The following is a 19,274-nucleotide window of genomic DNA, read 5'->3' as shown; positions in this document are numbered from 1 at the left end:
CCGCATGCCGGTCGTCGCGGTCAACGCAGCAGCAGCAGTCCCGGCAGGTCGGTGATCCGCACGCGGGTCTGCGCGAGCAGCAGTTCCAGCGCGCGTTTCGGGTCGGCCAGGCGCGCGGTGCCGGAGATGCGCGCATTGCGCGCGGCCTGCCCCAGCACCAGCACGCGCTTGCTGGTGTAGCGGGACAATTGCGCCGCCGCCGCCGGCAGCGCCACATCGTTGAACGAGAGCAGGCCTTGGCTCCAGTCCGGCGCCGCTTCGCTTGACGAGGCGACGCGGACGATGCCGTCGGCCGAGACCTGGACGCTGTCGCCGCTGTCCAGGATGTCGGCGCGATCGTCGGCGCAGATCCGGCAATGCACTTGCACGCGGTGTTCGTAGACCGCGACGCGGGTGCCATGCTCCTGGCGCTCCACGGTATAGCGCGTGCCCAGCGCCGTGGCTGATGCATCGGGCGTGGTGACGGTGAAGGCGGGGCCACCTTGCGCGGCAGGGGCGGCCTCGAACAGCGCGCGGCCCGCCAGCAGGCGCACGACGCGCTTGCCCGCCGCATAGTCCAGCGCGATGGCGGACTCCGCGTCCAGCGTGACGCTTGAGCCGTCGGGCAGCTCGACGACGCGCAGCGCGTTGCCGCTGGCATAGTCCGCGCCGGGATGGGCATCGCGCGAGAATTGCCAGACGGGCCAGGCCGTGGCGGCGATCAGCAGCGCCGCGACCGTTGCCTTGCGTCCGCGCGCCGGGCGCTTGGCCAGCCGGGCCTGGTCGATGTCACCCATGCGGCGCCATATCCGCGCCAACCGTTCATAGGCCTCGGCATGGCGGATATCGGCCTGATACCAGGCATCGAACTCCGCCTGAGCCTCCGGGGCCAATGGCTGCCCGCTGCGGCGCACGACCCAACGCGAGGCCTGCTCGGCCAGGCTGGCCTGCCGGCCGCGCGCGTCGGCGGCGCTCACGCCGCCAGCGCCTGGTCGCAGGCGAGCAGGATGCGCATCATGTGTTTTTCGACCGCGCTGACCGTGATCGCGTAGCGTTCGGCGATGGCGCGGTAGGTCAGGCCGTCGTGCCGGTGCATCACGAACACGTCCAGGCTGCGGCGCGGCTGGGACAGCAGCGCGGCTTCGAGCCGTCGCAGCAGCTGGTTGGCCACGGCGACCTCCAGCGTGTCGGCCTCGTGGGTTGGGGGCAGGGCGCTCGCGTAGTCGGCGGCGCCGGTCAGTTCGCGGCTGTGCCGACGGTGCCAGTCGGTGGCGATATTGGCGGCGACGCGGAAGACGTAGGCGCGGTCATTGTCCGGGCGCGTGCGGTCACGGAATTGCGCCAGCTTGATCCAGGTGTCATGGGCGCAGTCCTGGGCCACGTCGCGCGACCCCGTGCGCAGTGAAAGAAAGCCCAGCAGTTCGCGGTAGTGGCGAAGAAATACATCCGTAAGCGTAGACATGACGCCGGCCCGGTCGGCCGTCAGAGCCAGATTCGCGACGAAGTATAAATGATAATAATTATTGATATCAAATAGGCGCATGGAACGGCAGTCAAGAAGGGGGCTTGTCGCCCCCTCCGCTTGCCGTCAGGCTTCGGACTGCCCGATTTCCTCCAGCGAGCCTTGCAGCTCCAGCCACTGCTCTTCCAGCTCGTCCATGCGCTTGCCGTGTTCGCCGTGCTCGGCCATGACCTTCTGGCGTTCGGCGCGGCGTTCGTCGGAGTACAGGTCCGGATCGGCGATGGTCGCATCCAGCGCCTGCAGCTTGGCGCGCAGCTTTTCCATCTCGGTCTCGACCTTGGCGAGCCTGGCTTCCAGCGGCTTGCGCAGGGCGGCAAGGCGTTGGCGCTGTTCGGCCTCGGCGCGGCGCTGGGCCTTGCGGTCGACGACGGGATCGGCGCCTTCCGCGTTTTCACGCGCCTCGGCCCGCTCGCCCGCATTGCGCGCGGCCAGCCAGTCGCGGTAGTCCTCCAGGTCGCCGTCGAACTCGCGCACGGCGCCGTCGGCCACGATCCAGAAACTGTCCACCGTGGTGCGCAGCAGGTGCCGGTCGTGCGAGACCAGCAGCATGCTGCCGCCAAACTCCGCCAGCGCGGCGGCCAGGGCCTCGCGGGTTTCCACGTCCAGGTGGTTGCTGGGTTCGTCCAGCAGCAGCAGGTTGGGCTTTTGCCAGACGATGAGCGACAGCGCCAGCCGGGCTTTTTCGCCGCCGGACATGGGGCCGACCTTGCCGTTGACCGTGTCGCCGGAGAAGCCGAAGCCGCCCAGGTAGTTGCGCAGCTCCTGCTCGCGCGCCTCGGGCGCCAGCCGCGCCAGGTGCGCCAGCGGCGTGCTGTCCACGTCCAGCATGTCGAGCTGGTGCTGGTGGAAATAGCCGATGGCCAGCCCGCGCGAGGCGCGGCGCTCGCCGGCCTGCACCGGCAGCTCTTCGGCCAGCGTCTTGATCAGCGTGCTCTTGCCGGCGCCGTTGGCGCCCAGCACGCCGACGCGGCTGCCGGCGCGCACCATCAGCGTCACGTCGCGCAGGATGGGCACGGTGTTGCCGGCCGCGTCGGTGTACCCGGCGGACAGGTGTTCCAGCGTCAGCAGCGGATCCGGCACCTGATCGGGCGAGGGAATGCGGATGTCGATGCCGGCTTCGGCCTGCAGCGGCGCCAGCACCTGCATGCGCGCCAGGGCCTTGACCCGGCTCTGCGCCTGCTTGGCCTTGGATGCCTTGGCCTTGAAGCGGTCGATGAAGCCCTGCAGGCGGGCGGCCTCGCGCTGCTGGCGTTCGTAGGCGATGTTGCCCAGGCGCAGGCGCTCGGCGCGCTGCGTCAGGTAGTCGTTGTAGCCGCCGCGGTAGCGCACCAGCTTGGCATGGTCGAAATGCAGGATGGATTTCGCCACCGCGTCCAGGAACTCGGTGTCGTGGGAGATCAGCATCACCGTGCCGGGATAGGCCGCCAGCCATTTCTCCAGCCACAGCATGGCGTCCAGGTCCAGGTGGTTGGTGGGTTCGTCCAGCAGCAGCAGCTCGGACGGCGCCATCAGTGCGCGCGCCAGCGCCAGGCGCATGCGCCAGCCGCCGGAGAAGCTCTGCACGGGCTGCATCCATTCCTGCGGCTTGAAGCCCAGGCCGGCCAGCAACTGCTCGGCGCGCGAGGCCGCGCTCCAGGCGCCGGCTTCCACCAGCGCCGCCTCGGTCTCGGCGATCTGCGTGCCCTGGTCGTCGCCCAGCGTGGCGCGGCGCGCCTGCAGTTCGCGCAGATGGGTGTCGCCGTCGATGACGAACTCGCGGGCGGGACGTTCGTCGGCGTGGATTTCCTGCTCGACGCTGGCGATGCGCCAGCCGGCCGGCAGGCTCAGGTCGCCGGCGTCCTGGTCGATCTCGCCGGTCAGGAGCGCGAACAGCGTCGACTTGCCGGCGCCGTTCTTGCCGACGATGCCCACGCGTTCGCCGGGGTGTACAACAAACTCAGCGCCGTCCAGCAGCACCTTGGTGCCGCGGCGCACGGTCAATCCTTGGGCGCGTATCACTTTTTCAGTTGTTCTCGGGTCAATAGCAGAAGCTGGTCGCTGGCTTCCTCGGTGTCCAGCCACACGGGCGACAGCTCGGGGAAGGCGGCTTCGAAGAAGTCGCGCTCGTGGCCGATTTCCAGCACCAGCACGCCCTCGTCGCTCAGATAGCGCGGCGCGGCTTCCAGGATGCGGCGCACCAGGTCCATGCCGTCCGCGCCGCCAGCCAGGGCCAGTTGCGGTTCGTGCAGGTATTCCTGCGGCAGCGCGTCCATCGAGCCGCTGTTCACATAGGGCGGGTTGCACAGGATCACGTCGTAGCGGCGCGCGGGCAGCGCGTCGAACAGGTTGCTCTGGTGCAGTTCCAGCCGCTCGGCCAGGCCGTAGTCGTCGACGTTGCGGCGGGCCACGTCCAGCGCGTCCGGCGACACGTCAACGGCGTCCACCTGCGCATGGGGGAAGGCCAGCGCGCCCAGGATGGCCAGGCAGCCCGAGCCGGTGCACATGTCCAGCACGTGCTCGACGGCGTAGGGATCCTGCACCCAGGGCGTCAGGCCCTGGTCCAGCAGTTCGGCGATGGGCGAGCGCGGCACGATGACGCGCGCGTCCACATAGAAGCGGTGGCCGCGCAGCCAGGCCTCGTTGGTCAGGTAGGCGGCCGGCACGCGTTCGGTGACGCGGCGGTCGATCAGGTCCAGCACGCGCTCGCGTTCCTCGGCCAGCACGCGGGCGTCCAGGAAGGGATCCAGCGTGTCCAGCGGCAAGTGCAGCGCATGCAGCGTCAGGTACACCGCCTCGTCCCAGGCATTGTCGCTGCCATGGCCCAGCGCCACCTGGGCGGCGTTCAGGCGCGACACGCCGTAGCGGATCAGGTCGCGCAGGGTTTGCAGTTCGTGGCGGGCGGCAGGATTCATGTGTACTCGGATTCGTGAAGCCGCCCCCGTCCGACCCGGCGGGCCTTCATGGGGGCGGCGGTCCCGCGCGGCAGGCGCGGGGTGTAGCTCGTCAGGGCTGGACGGGCAGCAGGTTTTCCAGCGTGCGCCGGTAGATGTTCTTGAGCGGATCGAGCGAGGCGATCTCGATACGTTCATTCACCTTGTGGATGGTGGCGTTGCAGGGGCCGAACTCGATGACCTGCGGGCAGATCTTGGCGATGAAGCGGCCGTCCGACGTGCCGCCGGTGGTCGACAGCTCGGTGGTCACGCCGGTCTCGGCCAGGATGGCCGAGGACAGCGCTTCGCTGAGCGAACCGCGCGGGGTCAGGAAGGGCTCGCCGCCCAGTTCCCAGTCCAGCTCGTATTCCAGGCCATGGCGGTCCAGCACCTCATGCACGCGCGCCTTCAGCCCGTCGGGCGTGCTGGCGGTCGCGAAGCGGAAGTTGAACAGCGCCACGGCCTCGCCCGGCACCACGTTGGTGGCGCCGGTGCCCGAGTTCAGGTTCGACACCTGGAACGTGGTGGGCGGGAAGTACTCATTGCCCTGGTCCCACTCGATGGCCACGATCTCGGCCAGCGCCGGCGCCAGCTGGTGCACCGGGTTGCGCGCCAGGTGCGGGTAGGCCACGTGGCCCTGCACGCCCTTGACCGTCAGCGTGCCGGACAGCGAGCCGCGGCGGCCGTTCTTGCAGATGTCGCCCAGCGTATCGCCCGAGGTGGGTTCGCCGACGATGCAGAAGTCCATCTGTTCGCCACGCGCCTTGAGCGCGTCGCAGACGATGGCGGTGCCGTCGATCGAGGGGCCTTCCTCGTCGGACGTGATCAGCAGCGCGATCGAGCCGCCGTGCTGCGGATGGGCCGCCACGAATTCCTCGGCCGCCACCACGAAGGCGGCGATCGAACTCTTCATGTCGGCCGCGCCGCGGCCGTACAGGAAACCGTCGCGCTCGGTCGGCGTGAACGGGTCGCTCTGCCATTTCTCGCGCGGGCCCGGCGGCACCACGTCCGTGTGGCCGGCGAACACCGCCAGCGGGGCGGCGCTTCCGCGCCGTGCCCACAGGTTGGTGACGCCGCCCTGGGCGATGGTCTCGCAGCGGAAACCGATGCGTTCCAGGCGCGCGGCCAGCGTCGCCTGGCAGTCCTCGTCGGCCGGGGTGACAGACGGGCGGGCGATCAGGTCCTTGACCAGGTCCAGGACGGCCGATGATCCGGAAGACGTGCTCATCAAGCCCTCAGCAGGTCGTTGATGCTGGTCTTGGCGCGCGTCTGCGCGTCGACGCGCTTGACGATCACGGCGCAGGCCAGGCTGTGCGAGCCGTCGGCCGAAGGCAGCGAGCCCGGCACCACCACCGAGCCCGACGGCACGCGGCCGTAGGTGATCTTGCCGGTGGCGCGGTCATAGATCTTGGTGCTTTGCGACAGGAACACGCCCATGGCCAGCACCGAGTTCTCTTCGACCACCACGCCTTCCACCACTTCGGAACGGGCGCCGATGAAGCAGTTGTCCTCGATGATGGTGGGGTTGGCCTGCAGCGGCTCCAGCACGCCGCCGATGCCGACGCCGCCGGACAGGTGAACGTTCTTGCCGATCTGGGCGCACGAGCCCACCGTGGCCCAGGTGTCGACCATGGTGCCTTCGTCGACGTAGGCGCCGATGTTGACGTAGGAGGGCATCAGCACCACGTTGCGGGCGATGTAGGCGCCACGGCGGGCCACGGCCGGCGGCACCACGCGGTAGCCGCCTTGCTTGAAGGCGTTGTCGCCGTACTCGGAGAACTTGAGCGGCACCTTGTCGTAGAACTGCAGCGGGGCCTGGCCCATGATGGCGTTCTCGCTCAGGCGGAACGACAGCAGCACGGCCTTCTTGATCCATTGATGCACGACCCAGTCGTCATTGAGCTTTTCGGCCACGCGCAGGCGGCCCAGGTCCAGACCGTCGATGGTGTGCTCGACCGCTTCGCGCACTTCGGCGCTGGCGTCGGCGGGCGACAGGTTGGTCCGGTCTTCCCAGGCCTTTTCGATGGTGGTTTGCAGGTCGAGAGTCATAACGGCTCAGCTTTTCAAAGAGGGGTTGGTCAAACGGAAGTCTTGACGAAATGCGCGATGCGCTCGGCGGCCTGGACGCATTCGGCCAGCGGCGCCACCAGCGCCAGGCGCACCCGGTTCTCGCCGGGATTGACGCCGTGCGCGTCGCGCGCCAGGAAGCTGCCGGGCAGCACCGTCACGCCGGTGCGGCCGTAGAGGTCGCGCACGAAGGCGCTGTCGGGGCCGGACGTGCCGGCCCACAGGTAGAACGAGGCTTGCGGGCGGTCCACGTTGAGGACGTTGCGCAGGATGGGCAGCACCGCGTCGAATTTCTCGCGGTACATGCGCCGGTTTTCCTTCACGTGCTCCTCGTCGGTCCAGGCGGCGATGCTGCCGGCCGTGACGATGGGGCTCATTGCGCTGCCATGATACGTGCGGTACAGCAGGAAGCGGCCGATCAGCGCCGCGTCCCCGGCCACGAAGCCAGAGCGCAGGCCGGGCACGTTGGATCGCTTGGACAGGCTGGAGAACGCCACCAGGTTGCGGTAGTCGTCGCGGCCCAGGCGGCGCGCCGCCTGCAGCCCGCCCAGCGGCGGATTGCCTTCGTCCAGGTAGATCTCGGAATAGCATTCGTCGGACGCGATGACGAAACCGTGGCGGTCGGACAGCTGGAACAGCGTCTTCCACTCTTCCAGCGACATCACGTTGCCGGCCGGGTTGCCTGGCGAGCAGACGAACACCAGCCGCGTCTTGCGCCAGATGTCTTCCGGCACCTGGTTCCAGTCGCAGCCGAAATTGCGCGCCGCGTCGGCATTGACGTAATAGGGTGTGCCGCCGGCCAGCAGCGTCGCGCCTTCGTAGATCTGGTAGAACGGGTTGGGGCAGACCACCACCGCGCCGGCCGAGGGATCGATCACCGTCTGGGTGAAGGCGAACAGCGCTTCGCGCGAGCCCAGCGCGGGCAGCACCTGGGTTTCCGCGTCGGGGGCGGGGATGCTGTAGCGGCGCGCCAGCCACGCGGAGATCGCCCGGCGCAGCGCCGGATCGCCCTTGGTGGACGGGTAGACCGACAGCCCCGCCATGCCGTCCCGGATGGCCTGCGCCACGCGCTCCGGCGCGGCGTGCTTGGGCTCGCCGATCGACAGATTGATGGGGGCAAGCCCGTCCGGCGGCGTGCCGGCCGAGGCCAGCAAGGCCCGCAATTTCTCGAACGGGTAGGGGTGTAGGGCATCTAGGCGCGGGTTCATGCGCACGATTTTAACAAGCAAGCTACAATAGCGGGCTTGGCTAAAGCGAAGGTGGCGAAATTGGTAGACGCACCAGGTTTAGGTCCTGACGCCGTAACAGGTGTAGGGGTTCGAGTCCCCTCCTTCGCACCAAGAAACTCCCATCAAAAACAATGACTTAGGTTTTTACCTTGTCATTGTTTTTGGCTTTTTGGGGGCTGTCTGGGCTATGGGCGACCACTTGATGCCAGGTTCTCCCCGAAGAGGCCGACGGCCTTGCGGCCGGTATTGGCGCGGCTGATGGCGTCCATTTTCCGCACATCTGGATTCAACCCGGATGATCATCGCTCAAGGTTGTGCAGTGTTGGCGCTTGTATGCCTTGAACCCGTGGCGGGCGCTCACGCGCTACGTCGATGGCGGGCGGCTTGAAGCCGGGAACAAGGCGGCCGTGTGCCCGGCGGGATAATGTTGCGCGGCCGGGCTTGCGTTGTCCTGCCGCGCGCTTTGTTCTAGTCTCGTAGCCCTCATGAATGCAAACCGAGGCGGGCAGGATGCCTATCGAACTTGAACGGGAACTGCGCGATACGGCGGTCGCGTCGATCCAGCGGTATTTCGACCAGAACATGGAAGAGCCGATCGGCAATATCGCCGCCGGCGCGCTGCTGGGATTCTTCCTGGAGGAAATCGCGCCGGTCATCTACAACCGGGCGGTTGCTGACGTGCAGGAAAGGCTGCAGGCGCGCGTTGCCGAGCTGGACCTGGAAGTCCACGAGGAAGAATTCGCCTACTGGCGCAAGCATGACAAGGCCAAGCGCGGCCGGTGACCGGATGCCCCGCGCGGGCGTTGATCCGGCGCCAGGCCGGCGCTGTCTGGAGCCCCGTGGCACGCAAGTGCTCCGGGGCTAATGAGATGGTCAGCCCGATCCCCACGAAGCGGTACGCTGAGTGGGGATTGTTCTTTTTGGGAGACCTCTCATGAGCACCGTCACGCTGATTGGCATCGATCTGGGCAAACACAGCTTCCATCTGCATGGGCAGGACGCGGCCGGCAGGATGATGTTTCGCAAGAAGTGCTCGCGCCAGGATCTGTTCAAGTTACTGGGCAACACACCGCGCAGCACAGTGGTGATGGAGGCCTGCGCCGGCGCGCACTGGATGGCGCGCCGCATCGAAGAACTGGGCCACCAGGCCAAGCTCATTTCCCCCCCAGGTTCGTGCGCCCCTTCGTACAGGGCAACAAGAATGACTTCGCCGATGCCCAGGCGATCTGCGAGGCGGCCTCGCGCCCGAGCATGCGGTTCGTGAGCGTGCGCAATCAGGCTCAGCAGACCGTCTCTGCCCTGCATCGGGTGCGTGAATCACTGGTCGCTCAGCGCACGGGCGTGATCAACCAGGTGCACGCCTTTTTGCTGGAGTTTGGCATCAGCCTGCCTCGTGGTCAGGCGATCCTGCGACGCTTGCCAGCGGTTCTGGCCGAACACGCGCTGCCGCCCCAACTAGGCGCGCTGCTGGAGCGGCTGCGATCGCACTTTCAGTATCTGGATGAGCAGGTAGGCCAGATTGAGCGTGAGCTGTGTCTACAGCTGCGCGAGGATGAACGCAGCCAGCGGCTGCTTCAGATCCCCGGCATCGGGCCAATCACTGCTAGCGTGCTGATGACTGAGCTGGGCGATGCGCGGCAATTTGGTTCGGCGCGCCAGTTCGCCGCTTCGGTAGGCTTGGTGCCTCGCCAGTACAGCACGGGCGGCAAACCCACGCTCCTGGGCATCAGCAAACGGGGCGACAAGAACCTTAGACGATTGTTGGTACAGGGCGCTCGCGCGATCATGCGACACGTGGAGCGACGAACCGACCGGCTAGGCGCCTGGGTGCGCGAGCTGCAGGCCCGACGTCACTCGAACGTGGTCGCTTGTGCGCTGGCCAATAAATTGGCGAGGATCGCCTGGGCCATCCTCGCCAATGGAACGAACTACCGAAGTGAGCAGACTGTAGCGCCAGCCTGACCTTCATCACCGTTTTACGTAGTCACTTCCTGGTTTTGCGACGCGAGTACGTGAAGACATAAACGGCTCAACGGCCTGGCAAGAAACCTGACATGAAATCCAGCACCGCGATGCTGAGGGGCTTTTTAGGTTTGCCGGGCGCGACTCTCATCATGGAGCGGGGGGCCTAGCCCCAACTGACTCCGAATAGATTTGAGCAAGCCCAATTTACGCCTACACCGCCTCGCTTGCAAAAATCGGGCTGACCATAGATTTTCTTTTGTCCGCGCGCCAGGGGATGGCCGTGTGCCGCAGATGTCGAATTCCATCGCCGCTCCCGGCGCCACGTCGGACGGACGCGGCGCGGCCGGGATATGGGATATCCCTAATCCCGGGAAAGTTTGCCAAATCTTGATAACCCGTTGAGTCTTTTGGTCATTAGCATCAAAAACGTACCTTTCCTGCTTGCGCGCGGCCACTCCGGCAAGTCGGGCCGAGCGCGGCGGAAGGGTACGCAATGCCAAGGCTGCGCATGCGGACGGTCTCGCCGGCGCAACCCAGAACATGGCAAGGGGCATGGTCCGCGTCCAGAGGCTCCGACAGCCCGTCCGCGGAAGGTCGTAGGCAAGAACGCGCTGACTTGTCCCGAAGGCAGGGGAAGTCATCCTCCGCGGCGCTAGGCACGGCAGCGTGGACCCTCTTCACCGGATGCCGTCCGAGCGTCGGGACGTCCTGTATCAGACACATCGGGAAACGAAAGCATGTCAAATGTGAATTCCCATCCCCATGGCGGATCGACCCAGGGCGGTCTGAAGAAGACGCTGGGCACCTGGCAGCTGTGGGGCATCGCCGTCGGGCTCGTGATCTCCGGCGAGTATTTCGGCTGGAGCTACGGCTGGGCGAAGGCCGGGACGCTGGGCTTTCTGGTCACGTCGGCCTTCGTCGCGGCGATGTACACGACGTTCATCTTCAGCTTCACCGAACTCACCACCTCGATTCCGCACGCGGGCGGGCCCTTCGCCTACGCCAAGCGGGCGTTCGGCCCGGTGGGCGGATACATCGCCGGCATGGCGACACTGGTCGAGTTCGTGTTCGCGCCACCCGCCATTTCGCTGGCCATCGGCGCGTATCTCCATATCCAGTTTCCCGGGCTTTCGCCCACCACCGCGGCGGTGGGCGCCTATCTCATCTTCATGTCGCTGAACATCGTTGGCGTGCAGATCGCCGCGGCGTTCGAGCTCACGATCACGCTGCTGGCCGTGTTCGAGCTGCTCGTATTCATGGGCGTCGTGGCCCCGGGATTTCACTGGTCGAACTTCACGCAGGGCGGCTGGGCCGGCGCCGACAGCTTTTCGATGGGCACGTTTGGCGGCATCCTTGGCGCGGTGCCGTTCGCCATCTGGTTCTTCCTCGCGATCGAGGGCGTCGCCATGGCGGCGGAGGAAGCCAAGAATCCCAGGCGTTCGATTCCGATCGCGTACATCACGGGCATCCTGACGCTGGTGGTGCTGGCGATGGGCGTGATGCTGTTCGCGGGCGGCGTGGGCGACTGGAAACTGCTGGCGGACATCAACGATCCGCTGCCGCAGGCGATGAAGCTCATCGTGGGGGAAAACAGCGGCTGGATGCACATGCTGATCTGGCTTGGGCTGTTCGGCCTGGTCGCCTCGTTCCACGGCATCATTCTCGGCTACTCGCGCCAGATCTACGCGTTGGGCCGCGAAGGCTATCTGCCGGCGTGGCTGGCGAAGCTGCACCCGCGCTTCAGGACGCCGCACCGGGCCATCCTGGCTGGCGGCGTGGTCGGCATCATCGCCATCTTCAGCGACCAGTACGTGCAGTTCGCCGGCCAGGCGCTCACCGCGAACATCGTGACGATGTCGGTGTTCGGCGCCATCGTGATGTACATCATCAGCATCCTCTCGCTGTTCAAGCTGAGGAAAACGGAGCCCGGGCTGGCCCGCCCGTTCCGCGCGCCGTTGTATCCCTTTTTCCCAGGGTTTTCCCTGGTGGCGGCCATCGTCTGTCTGTTGACGATGATCTACTATAACCGCGAGGTCGCGCTGCTGTTCGCGGCCTTCATGGCGCTGGGCTACGTCTACTTCCTGATGACCAGGGGAAGGCGCAAGGACGATGCGGCCTAGTTGCTCGAAGAGGCCGTGAGGCCGGAGTAGGGGAACATGATGCCAGGCGCCAACCGATTCTTCGTGATGCCAAGCCGGCCTCGGCCTCGACATGGGGCGCTGCCGCAGCCGCCTGACGGCAATCGATGAGGTCGCCACGAGATGCTCGAAACCTCTACATCAGTCCGCGAGTTCAAGGCGCGCCAGATCGTGTCGCACGATGCCGACGAGCAGGCGGCGACCTTGTGCGGCTGGAAGCAGACCTACGACCAGCTGACTCCCGGACCGTTTGTCGGCAGTCTTACCGAGCTGAATTTCTCGGCCACGCATCTGTTTTGCGAAACGACCAGCCACAAGCTGCATCAGCTGTGCGAGATTCCGGATGGCGCATGGTGGTTCGGCATTCCGGTCGGACGCGATGCCGCCGGCAGCATCCATGCCACGCCCATCTCGACGGAGGTGCTGGCCTTTCGTCCGGGCGGATGTGAATTCGAACTGCTGACGCCGCCCGACTATTCGATTCTCGGCGTGGTGGTGAACGCGGATGCGCTCATGCGCTACGCCGAGCAGTACTGCGAATCGACGTTGCGGCAGATCCACACCAGCAACGAGATCATCTGTATCGGCGCGCAGAGGCGGCATGCGCTGAGCGAGATGCTGCAGATGATCCTGCGGGAAGGGCGCAGCGCCGCCGATGCCTCCGGGGGCGCCGCGCAGCACAACGTGGAAACGACGATATTCGCCACGCTGGTCGAGTCCGGCGTGTTGCCGACGACGCGCCAGAAGGCCCGCCACATCTCGAGCGCGCGTCGGGTCCAGATCGCTTCCGATGCCCGCGATTTCGCGCTGGCCAACCGGGACAGGGCGGTCGGCATCCTGGAGCTTTGCGGCGTGCTGCACGTCAGCCGCAGAACGCTTCAATACTGTTTTGAATATGCCTACGACACGACGCCGCAGAACTACCTGCGCGCGTTGCGGCTCAATGGCGTGCGTCGAGAGCTGTCAGCGCGCGAGCGCGGTTCGACCACCATCCATCAGGTCGCCTCATCCTGGGGCTTCTGGCACATGAGCCAGTTTGCCCAGGACTATCGGACGCTGTTCGGCGTGCTGCCTTCCGACACCCTGCTCGCGGGCGGCGGCAGCGCGGGCTGAGCCGGCTCACGGCACATCGCATCGCTGGCATGGCCGCCGCGCGGGCGGCGCGGCCATGCGCGCGCCGTCGGCGATTGCAATCACGCTTGATTCACCTCGCTCATGGTTAACCAGTAGAGGGCGATTCTTTGCCAAAAGTCGATACGGGTTGCGCGATGCCCCTCATTACCATGGACGCATCGAAAGGACGGGATGCAATCAGGCCGTCGCGTTCGATGAGCTTGTATCGAAGACAGCAACAGTGGAGACGTCAATCGTGGACACGCAGGGTAAGTCGGGTATCGATATCAAGACGGTCGAGGACGCCATTCGATTGGTCGAGGCCAGCAAGCTGACTCACATCAAGGTGGGGCTGTCCGACGTCGACGGCATCCTGCGCGGCAAGTATCTGCGCAAGGACAAGTTCGTCTGCGCGTTGCGCTCGGGGTTCGCGTTCTGCAGCGTGGTGCTGGGGTGGGACGCTGACGATCAGATGTACGACAACGCGTCGTACACGGGTTGGCACACGGCCTACCCGGATGCGCAGGTCCGCATCATTCCGCAGAGCTGCCGCCGGCTGCCGCTGGAAATCATGAACGGCGAACCGATGCTGTTCTTCCTGGCGGAGTTCGCCGGCGATGCCGAGGACATCTGCCCGCGCGGCGTCCTGCGCCGGGTGATCAAGCGCGCCGGCGACCTGGGCTACGACGTGTATTCGGCGCTGGAATACGAGTTCTTCGTGTTCGAGGAAACGCCTCACAGCGTGCGCGAAAAGAACTACCAGAACCTCAAGAGCTGGACGCCCGGGAACTTCGGCTATTCGATCCTGCGCAGCACGGTGAACAGCGATTTCTATCGCGACCTCATCGACATGACCGAGACCATGGACATGCCGATCGAGGGACTGCACACCGAGACGGGGCCGGGCGTGCTGGAGGCCGCGCTGGCGGTCGACGAAGCCTTGGCGATGGCCGACAAGGCCATGCTGTTCAAGTGCTTCACCAAGGCCCTGGCCCAGCGCAACGGCCTGATGGCCACGTTCATGGCGAAGTGGTCGCACAACGAGCCCGGCCAGAGCGGCCACATCCACATGTCGCTGCGCGAGCGGGAATCAGGGAAGTCGGCGTTCCACGATGAATCGCGGCCGCACAACATGAGCGTGGTGCAGGAGCACTTCATCGCCGGCGTCCAGCAATTCCTGCCGGAATTCATGAGCATGTACGGGCAGACGGTCAACAGCTATTCGCGTCTGGTGCCGGGTTATTGGGCGCCGCTGGACGCCACCTGGGGCGTGGAAAACCGCACCACGGCCTTGCGCCTGATTCCGGGAACGGAAAAGTCGCAGCGCGTCGAGGTGCGCATCGGCTCCGCGGACGCGAATCCGTACATCGCCCTGGCCGCGGCCCTGGGCGCGGGTCTCCACGGCATCGAGCACAAGCTGAAACTCCAGCCCATCGTCACGGGCAATGCCTACACGCAGCAGTTTCCCGATCATCTGAAGCTGCCCAGCTCGCTATGGGACGCGGCGCAGCGCCTGCGCGCATCGGCAGTGGGGCGCGAGCTGTTCGGCGATGCGTTCGTCGAGCATTTCGTGGCCACGCGCGAGTGGGAGGAGCGCCAGTTCCGCCGTCATGTGACGGACTGGGAGCTCAAGCGCTATTTCGAAATCATCTAGGTTCCAGTCGTCGAGAGACCGTCATGAAAAAGCAACTGACCACCATCAGCCCCATCGATGGCAGCCTGTACGTTCAGCGCGATCTGGCGACGGACACGCAGATCGCGCAGGCGCTGACGCACGCGCACGCAGTTCAGAAGGACTGGGCCAGGCAGCCGATCGCGCATCGCATCAGGATCCTGAGCACCGCGATCGACCGCTTTGTCGCCAACAAGGAGATCATCGCCGAAGGCATCACGCGCCAGATGGGGCGGCCGATCCGCTATGCCGGCGGCGAGGTGGACGGATTCGCCGCGCGCGCCCGCCACATGCTGTCGATCGCCGAAGCGTCGCTGCGGCCCATCCAGGCGCCGCCGCAGGAAGGCTACACCCGCTACATCACGCGCGAACCGGCAGGCGTGGTCTTCACGATCGCGCCGTGGAACTACCCGCTGCTGACGGCGGTGAACAGCATCGTGCCGGCGCTGGCGGCCGGCAACGCGGTCATCCTGAAGCACTCTGACCAGACGCCGCTTTGCGCCGAATGGATCCACCAGGCCTTCGTCGAGGCCGGTCTGCCGCCGGGTCTGTTCCAGTACCTGCACGTCGACCATGATGCCGTTCGCCGCATCATCGAATCCAATCAGGTCAACGTCGTCTGCTTCACGGGATCGGTGGCCGGCGGGCGCGCCATCGAGCAGGCGGCCGCCGGCCGCTTCATCGGCGTCGGCCTGGAACTGGGCGGCAACGATCCGGCCTATGTGCGCGAAGACGCCAACCTCGGCCATGCCGTCGAGACGCTGGTGGACGGCGCGTTTTTCAATAGCGGGCAGTCCTGCTGCGGCATCCAGCGCATCTACGTCGCGCAGCGCCACTATGACGCGTTCGTTCAGCGCGCCGTGGCGCTGACGAACCAGTATGTGCTGGGAAATCCGCTGGACCCGGCGACGACGCTGGGCCCGGTCGTCCGCGCCTCGGCGGCTGATGGCGTGCGCGCCGTCATTGCCGACGCGCTGGCGAAGGGCGCGAAGAATCTCATTGATCCGCAGGTGTTCGGCAGGGCTGACGATGGCGGACCGTATCTGGCGCCGGGGCTGTTCGTCAACGTGGATCACACGATGACGCTGATGAACGATGAATGCTTTGGCCCCGTCGTCGGCATCATGCCGGTCCGGGACGACGAGCAGGCGATCGCGCTGATGAACTCCAGCCCTTACGGCCTGACCGCCAGTGTATTCACCACCGACGAGCAGGCGGCGATCGGCATCGGCCAGCGCCTGGAGACGGGCACGTTCTTCATGAATCGCTGCGACTACCTGGATCCGGCGCTGGCATGGACCGGCGTGAAGCACTCTGGGCGCGGGGCCACGCTCTCGCAGGTCGGCTATGAGCATCTGACCCGTCCGAAGTCCTTCCACCTGAAGCGGCATGTCCAACCCTAGTCCTTGAGAAAAACATGACTCTCCCGATTGCAAACTGGAATTATCCGACCTCGGTCAAGGTGGGCGCGGGACGCGCCAGCGAACTGCCGCAATGGTGTGCCAGCCTGGGCATGAAGCGGCCGCTGCTGGTGACGGACCCGGGGCTGGCGGCGTTGCCGATGACGGTGAAGCTGCTGGATTCATGCCGCTCGGCCGGCCTGGACGCGGGCCTGTTCCATGCCATCAAGGGCAATCCGACCGGCAAGAACGTCGATGACGGCGTGGCGGCGTTCAAGGCCGGCGGCCATGATGGCGTCATCGCATTTGGCGGCGGCTCGGCGCTCGATGCCGCCAAGGCGATCGCCTTGATGGCGGGCCAGGACCGGCCGCTCTGGGATTTCGAGGACGTCGGCGACAACCACCTGCGCGTGAACGTCGCGGGCATGGCGCCCGTGGTCGCCATTCCGACGACGGCCGGCACCGGCTCGGAAGTCGGCCGCGCCTCGGTCATCACCGATGAACGCGAGCACGTCAAGCGCATCATCTTCCATGCGAAGATGCTGCCGGCGGTGGTCATCCTGGACCCGGAACTGACGGTCGGCCTGCCGCCGAAGATCACGGCCGCCACCGGCATGGACGCCCTGTCGCACAGCCTGGAGGCGTATTGTTCGCCGTTCTACCATCCGATGGCCGTGGGTATCGCGGTGGAAGGCATCCGCCTGGTCAAGGACTATCTGCCGCGCGCCTGCGAAAACGGCTCGGATCTGGAGGCGCGCCTGCAAATGCTGGTGGCGTCGAGCATGGGCGCGACGGCTTTCCAGCGCGGCCTGGGCGCGATGCACGCCCTGGCGCACCCATTGGGTGCGCTGTACGACGCGCATCACGGCCTGCTCAACGCGATCCTGATGCCATATGTGCTGCGCGCCAACCAGAGCGTCATCGCGTCGCGCATCGGTCTGCTGGCGCGCTATCTGGAGCTGCCGGATCCGTCCTTCGACAGCTTTCTGGATTGGGTGCTGGAGATGCGTGCCGCCCTGGGCATCCCGCACACGCTTGCGCAGATCGGCATCGACGCGAAGGAGGCGGAACGCATCGGCAGGATGGCGCACGCCGATGGCTCGGCCGGCACCAATCCGATTCCATTCACGCCGCAGGCGTATGCGGGCATCCTGGTGAACGCGGTCGAAGGCGTGCTGTAGCGACGCCGTCTTTGTCCGGATGGCCATCGGTGCAGGCGTGGGCGGGGCCATGGCAAAGAAAACGCCCCAGACAACCGCATGTTGCCTGGGGCGCAGTGCCACCGGTTACGGGCGGGGGATGCCAGGAACGGTGGCAGGAGAAGCTTAGCAAGCGCGGGAGCGCATGGTATGAAGTTGTGTGAAGGATTGTTGTGGTTGTGAATCTGCCGCCGAGCCTGGCGTTCAGCGGACGAACTTGACGTAGACGAGTTCCGGGTCGCCTTCGTCCAGGTTTTCGATCATGCCGCTGGGCACGAAACCGGCCTTGGCCATCAGGCGCCGGGCGGCGACATTGGACTGGTTGGTCGACGTGAAAAGCTTGGCTGTATCGCAAGCGGTCACGGCCGCTTGCAGCAGGCGCAGCGCCACGCCCTGGCGCCGGCAAGCGGCGGCGACGACGATGAGCGATACAAAGCCGTGTCCGAAAAAGCCGTGGTCCTGCATCACATAGCCCACGATGCGGCCGGCGTCGACCGCGACCCGGCATTGTCCCTGTTCGATGGCCCGCGTGATCTGCCTGGCGCGCGCGGGATCCGCCAGGGCCAGGGCGTCGACCGCGAGGATGGCTGGCGTGTCCGCCGGCGTCGCCACGCGGACTTGCTGCGCATCCTGGGGCGGCGCGGTCTGGTCGGACGCGCGGGTCGGAGGCGCGCCGGGCAAGGACAGCATCCAGAATCCGTCTTCGCCATCTGCTTCGCGCGGCGGCTGCACGGCCGCCTGCGGCGCGACCGTGCGCCAGAAGCGCAGCGCGCCGGCGTTGTTTGCCATGATGCCGATGCGCCAGGCGCCCGGATGGGCGGCGAACAGCGCGCGCGCGGCCTGCGCGCCCAGGCCCCGCGCGCGGAAGTCGGGCAGCACGCAGAACTCGGCCATTTCGAAGGCGCCGCTGTCGGGCAGTTGCCGGACCAGGGCGAAGCCTGCGGTCCGGCCCTGCTCGCGGATCAGATAGGGAAAGCGGCCGGCTTCGGTCCAATACAGCGGCAGATACGGGTAGTGGGCGTCCACGCCCAGGCCGCGCAGGTAGCCGGGCAGCAGGGCGGTGAGTTCCTCCCGCGCCGGGCCGCCGGCGGGAACGCGTTCGAGCGTGATCGTCATGGCCGGATCCGTGCCGCCTCAGTCGCCCGCCAGTTCGCGCAGCTCCAGCGCGCGGGCGATGTTCAGCAGCATGGGGCAGTGCCCGTACATCGGCGAGCCCACATAGGACGTGGCGAGCGCGCAATGGCCGTTGCGGTATTGCAGCCAGGCCTTCTGCGTCTGTTCCAGCTTGTCGGCGTCCTCGGGCGCTTCCTGCGCGAGTTTGGCATGCAGCCGCGCATAGAGCGTGTTGATCTCGCGCTTGACCTGCGCCGAAACCGATTCCGAACAGCTCAGCACCGATGTGTTGTTGACCGCGCCGGCCTCGGTCAGGCAGCGGTCATACAGCGTGTTGTAGTCGACGGCCGGCGCGGCGCCGGCGGCCAGGGGAAGCAGCAGGGGCAGGGCGCAGAGCAGGCGGGAGATCGGGTTCGGCATGGCGTATTCGGATGGCTATGGTTGGGGATCGCAGGAACGGACGCCAGGTCCGGATCGTCGCGCGGCAAGTCGAAAGGCATGGATAATCGCAGAATGTCGTGCGCCGGATCGGCCGGCCGCCGCTGAACCATAACCGAATCAGGAAGAACCATGAAATTTGGCTACACCATTATCTACGTGCCGGATGTCCCGGCCTCGCTGCGGTTTTTCGAGGATGCCTTTGGCTTTGCGCGCCGTTTCCTGCATGAGTCGAATACCTACGGCGAACTGGAAACCGGCGAAACCACGCTGGCCTTCGCCGCGAGCGAACTGGCTGACCTGCATTTCGAAGGCGGCGTGATCCCGGCAGCCGCGTCGGCCAGGCCGCTGGGCGTGGAGATAGCCTTCGTGACGCAGGACGTGGCCGGCGCGCATGTCCGCGCGGTCAACGCGGGCGCGACCCAGCTCAGCGCGCCAGAGACCAAGCCTTGGGGCCAGGTCGTGTCCTATGTCCGATGCCCGGACGGTTCGCTGGTCGAACTGTGCAGCCCGATCCAGGCATGACCGGC

16 protein-coding genes, 1 tRNA gene and 1 pseudogene are annotated in these 19,274 nt (G+C 66.3%); 9 read left to right on the top strand and 9 right to left on the bottom strand.

Going from position 1 to position 19,274, the window contains the following annotated elements:
* Positions 1–20: 20 nt before the first annotated feature.
* The 7 genes from C2U31_RS24080 to dapC form a co-directional block, all read right to left on the bottom strand.
* Positions 21–956, bottom strand: coding sequence for a FecR domain-containing protein (locus C2U31_RS24080; protein ID WP_199770882.1), 936 nt, complete (start codon positions 954–956; stop codon positions 21–23).
* The gene (locus C2U31_RS24075; protein WP_103276549.1) at positions 953–1,441 is read right to left on the bottom strand and encodes an RNA polymerase sigma factor; all 489 of its coding nucleotides are present in this window, start codon (positions 1,439–1,441) and stop codon (positions 953–955) included. Before C2U31_RS24075 ends, C2U31_RS24080 begins: the two co-directional genes overlap by 4 nt.
* 126 nt (positions 1,442–1,567) lie before the next feature.
* Positions 1,568–3,499, bottom strand: coding sequence for an ABC-F family ATP-binding cassette domain-containing protein (locus C2U31_RS24070; protein ID WP_103275103.1), 1,932 nt, complete (start codon positions 3,497–3,499; stop codon positions 1,568–1,570).
* Positions 3,496–4,392: a 50S ribosomal protein L3 N(5)-glutamine methyltransferase gene (gene prmB / locus C2U31_RS24065; protein WP_103275102.1), complete on the bottom strand. Its 897-nt coding sequence runs from the start codon at positions 4,390–4,392 to the stop codon at positions 3,496–3,498. The genes C2U31_RS24070 and prmB overlap by 4 nt, the downstream gene beginning before the upstream one ends.
* Before the next feature lie 91 nt (positions 4,393–4,483).
* Complete coding sequence (dapE, locus tag C2U31_RS24060) at positions 4,484–5,638, bottom strand: succinyl-diaminopimelate desuccinylase (protein ID WP_103275101.1); 1,155 nt, start codon at positions 5,636–5,638, stop codon at positions 4,484–4,486.
* A complete protein-coding gene (gene dapD, locus C2U31_RS24055; protein ID WP_103275100.1) occupies positions 5,638–6,459 on the bottom strand; it encodes a 2,3,4,5-tetrahydropyridine-2,6-dicarboxylate N-succinyltransferase in 822 nt (273 codons plus the stop codon). The genes dapE and dapD overlap by 1 nt, the downstream gene beginning before the upstream one ends.
* A 29-nt stretch (positions 6,460–6,488) precedes the next feature.
* On the bottom strand, positions 6,489–7,685 hold the full coding sequence (gene dapC, locus C2U31_RS24050; protein ID WP_103275099.1) for a succinyldiaminopimelate transaminase: 1,197 nt from the start codon (positions 7,683–7,685) through the stop codon (positions 6,489–6,491).
* A 45-nt stretch (positions 7,686–7,730) separates the two neighbouring features.
* Between dapC and C2U31_RS24045 the strand changes: the two genes are divergently transcribed.
* The 8 genes and pseudogenes from C2U31_RS24045 (at position 7,731) to C2U31_RS24010 (ending at position 17,175) form a co-directional block, all read left to right on the top strand.
* Positions 7,731–7,817: transfer RNA gene (locus tag C2U31_RS24045), tRNA-Leu, on the top strand.
* 399 nt (positions 7,818–8,216) lie between these two features.
* Positions 8,217–8,489 carry a DUF2164 domain-containing protein gene (locus tag C2U31_RS24040; RefSeq protein ID WP_103275098.1) on the top strand — a complete coding sequence of 91 codons (273 nt, stop codon included), beginning with the start codon at positions 8,217–8,219 and terminating at the stop codon, positions 8,487–8,489.
* A gap of 151 nt (positions 8,490–8,640) precedes the next feature.
* Positions 8,641–9,668, top strand: a pseudogene (locus tag C2U31_RS24035) (IS110 family transposase).
* A gap of 740 nt (positions 9,669–10,408) precedes the next feature.
* Complete coding sequence (gene eat, locus C2U31_RS24030; protein ID WP_103275097.1) at positions 10,409–11,791, top strand: ethanolamine permease; 1,383 nt, start codon at positions 10,409–10,411, stop codon at positions 11,789–11,791.
* A gap of 141 nt (positions 11,792–11,932) precedes the next feature.
* Positions 11,933–12,922 (top strand): helix-turn-helix domain-containing protein, encoded by a 990-nt coding sequence (locus tag C2U31_RS24025; protein ID WP_103275096.1) that lies wholly within the window; start codon positions 11,933–11,935, stop codon positions 12,920–12,922.
* 256 nt (positions 12,923–13,178) lie between these two features.
* Complete coding sequence (locus C2U31_RS24020; protein ID WP_233772480.1) at positions 13,179–14,576, top strand: glutamine synthetase family protein; 1,398 nt, start codon at positions 13,179–13,181, stop codon at positions 14,574–14,576.
* Positions 14,577–14,599: 23 nt separating this feature from the next.
* Positions 14,600–15,997: an aldehyde dehydrogenase family protein gene (locus C2U31_RS24015; protein WP_103275094.1), complete on the top strand. Its 1,398-nt coding sequence runs from the start codon at positions 14,600–14,602 to the stop codon at positions 15,995–15,997.
* A gap of 14 nt (positions 15,998–16,011) precedes the next feature.
* Positions 16,012–17,175, top strand: a complete 1,164-nt coding sequence (locus C2U31_RS24010) for an iron-containing alcohol dehydrogenase (RefSeq protein WP_103275093.1) — start codon at positions 16,012–16,014, stop codon at positions 17,173–17,175.
* Between the two features lie 222 nt (positions 17,176–17,397).
* Here the strand turns inward: C2U31_RS24010 and C2U31_RS24005 are convergent, their stop codons facing one another.
* Both C2U31_RS24005 and C2U31_RS24000 read right to left on the bottom strand, forming a co-directional pair.
* Positions 17,398–18,309, bottom strand: a complete 912-nt coding sequence (locus tag C2U31_RS24005; RefSeq protein WP_103275092.1) for a GNAT family N-acetyltransferase — start codon at positions 18,307–18,309, stop codon at positions 17,398–17,400.
* An 18-nt stretch (positions 18,310–18,327) separates the two neighbouring features.
* Positions 18,328–18,726, bottom strand: a complete 399-nt coding sequence (locus C2U31_RS24000; RefSeq protein ID WP_103275091.1) for a lysozyme inhibitor LprI family protein — start codon at positions 18,724–18,726, stop codon at positions 18,328–18,330.
* Positions 18,727–18,876: 150 nt separating this feature from the next.
* Here C2U31_RS24000 and C2U31_RS23995 point away from each other — a divergent pair, with 150 nt between their 5' ends.
* Positions 18,877–19,269 (top strand): VOC family protein, encoded by a 393-nt coding sequence (locus C2U31_RS23995; RefSeq protein ID WP_103275090.1) that lies wholly within the window; start codon positions 18,877–18,879, stop codon positions 19,267–19,269.
* Positions 19,270–19,274 lie beyond the last annotated feature (5 nt).

Source organism: Achromobacter sp. AONIH1 (assembly GCF_002902905.1).
GTDB lineage: Bacteria > Pseudomonadota > Gammaproteobacteria > Burkholderiales > Burkholderiaceae_B > Achromobacter.
This window is presented reverse-complemented; position numbering and strand designations above follow the sequence as displayed.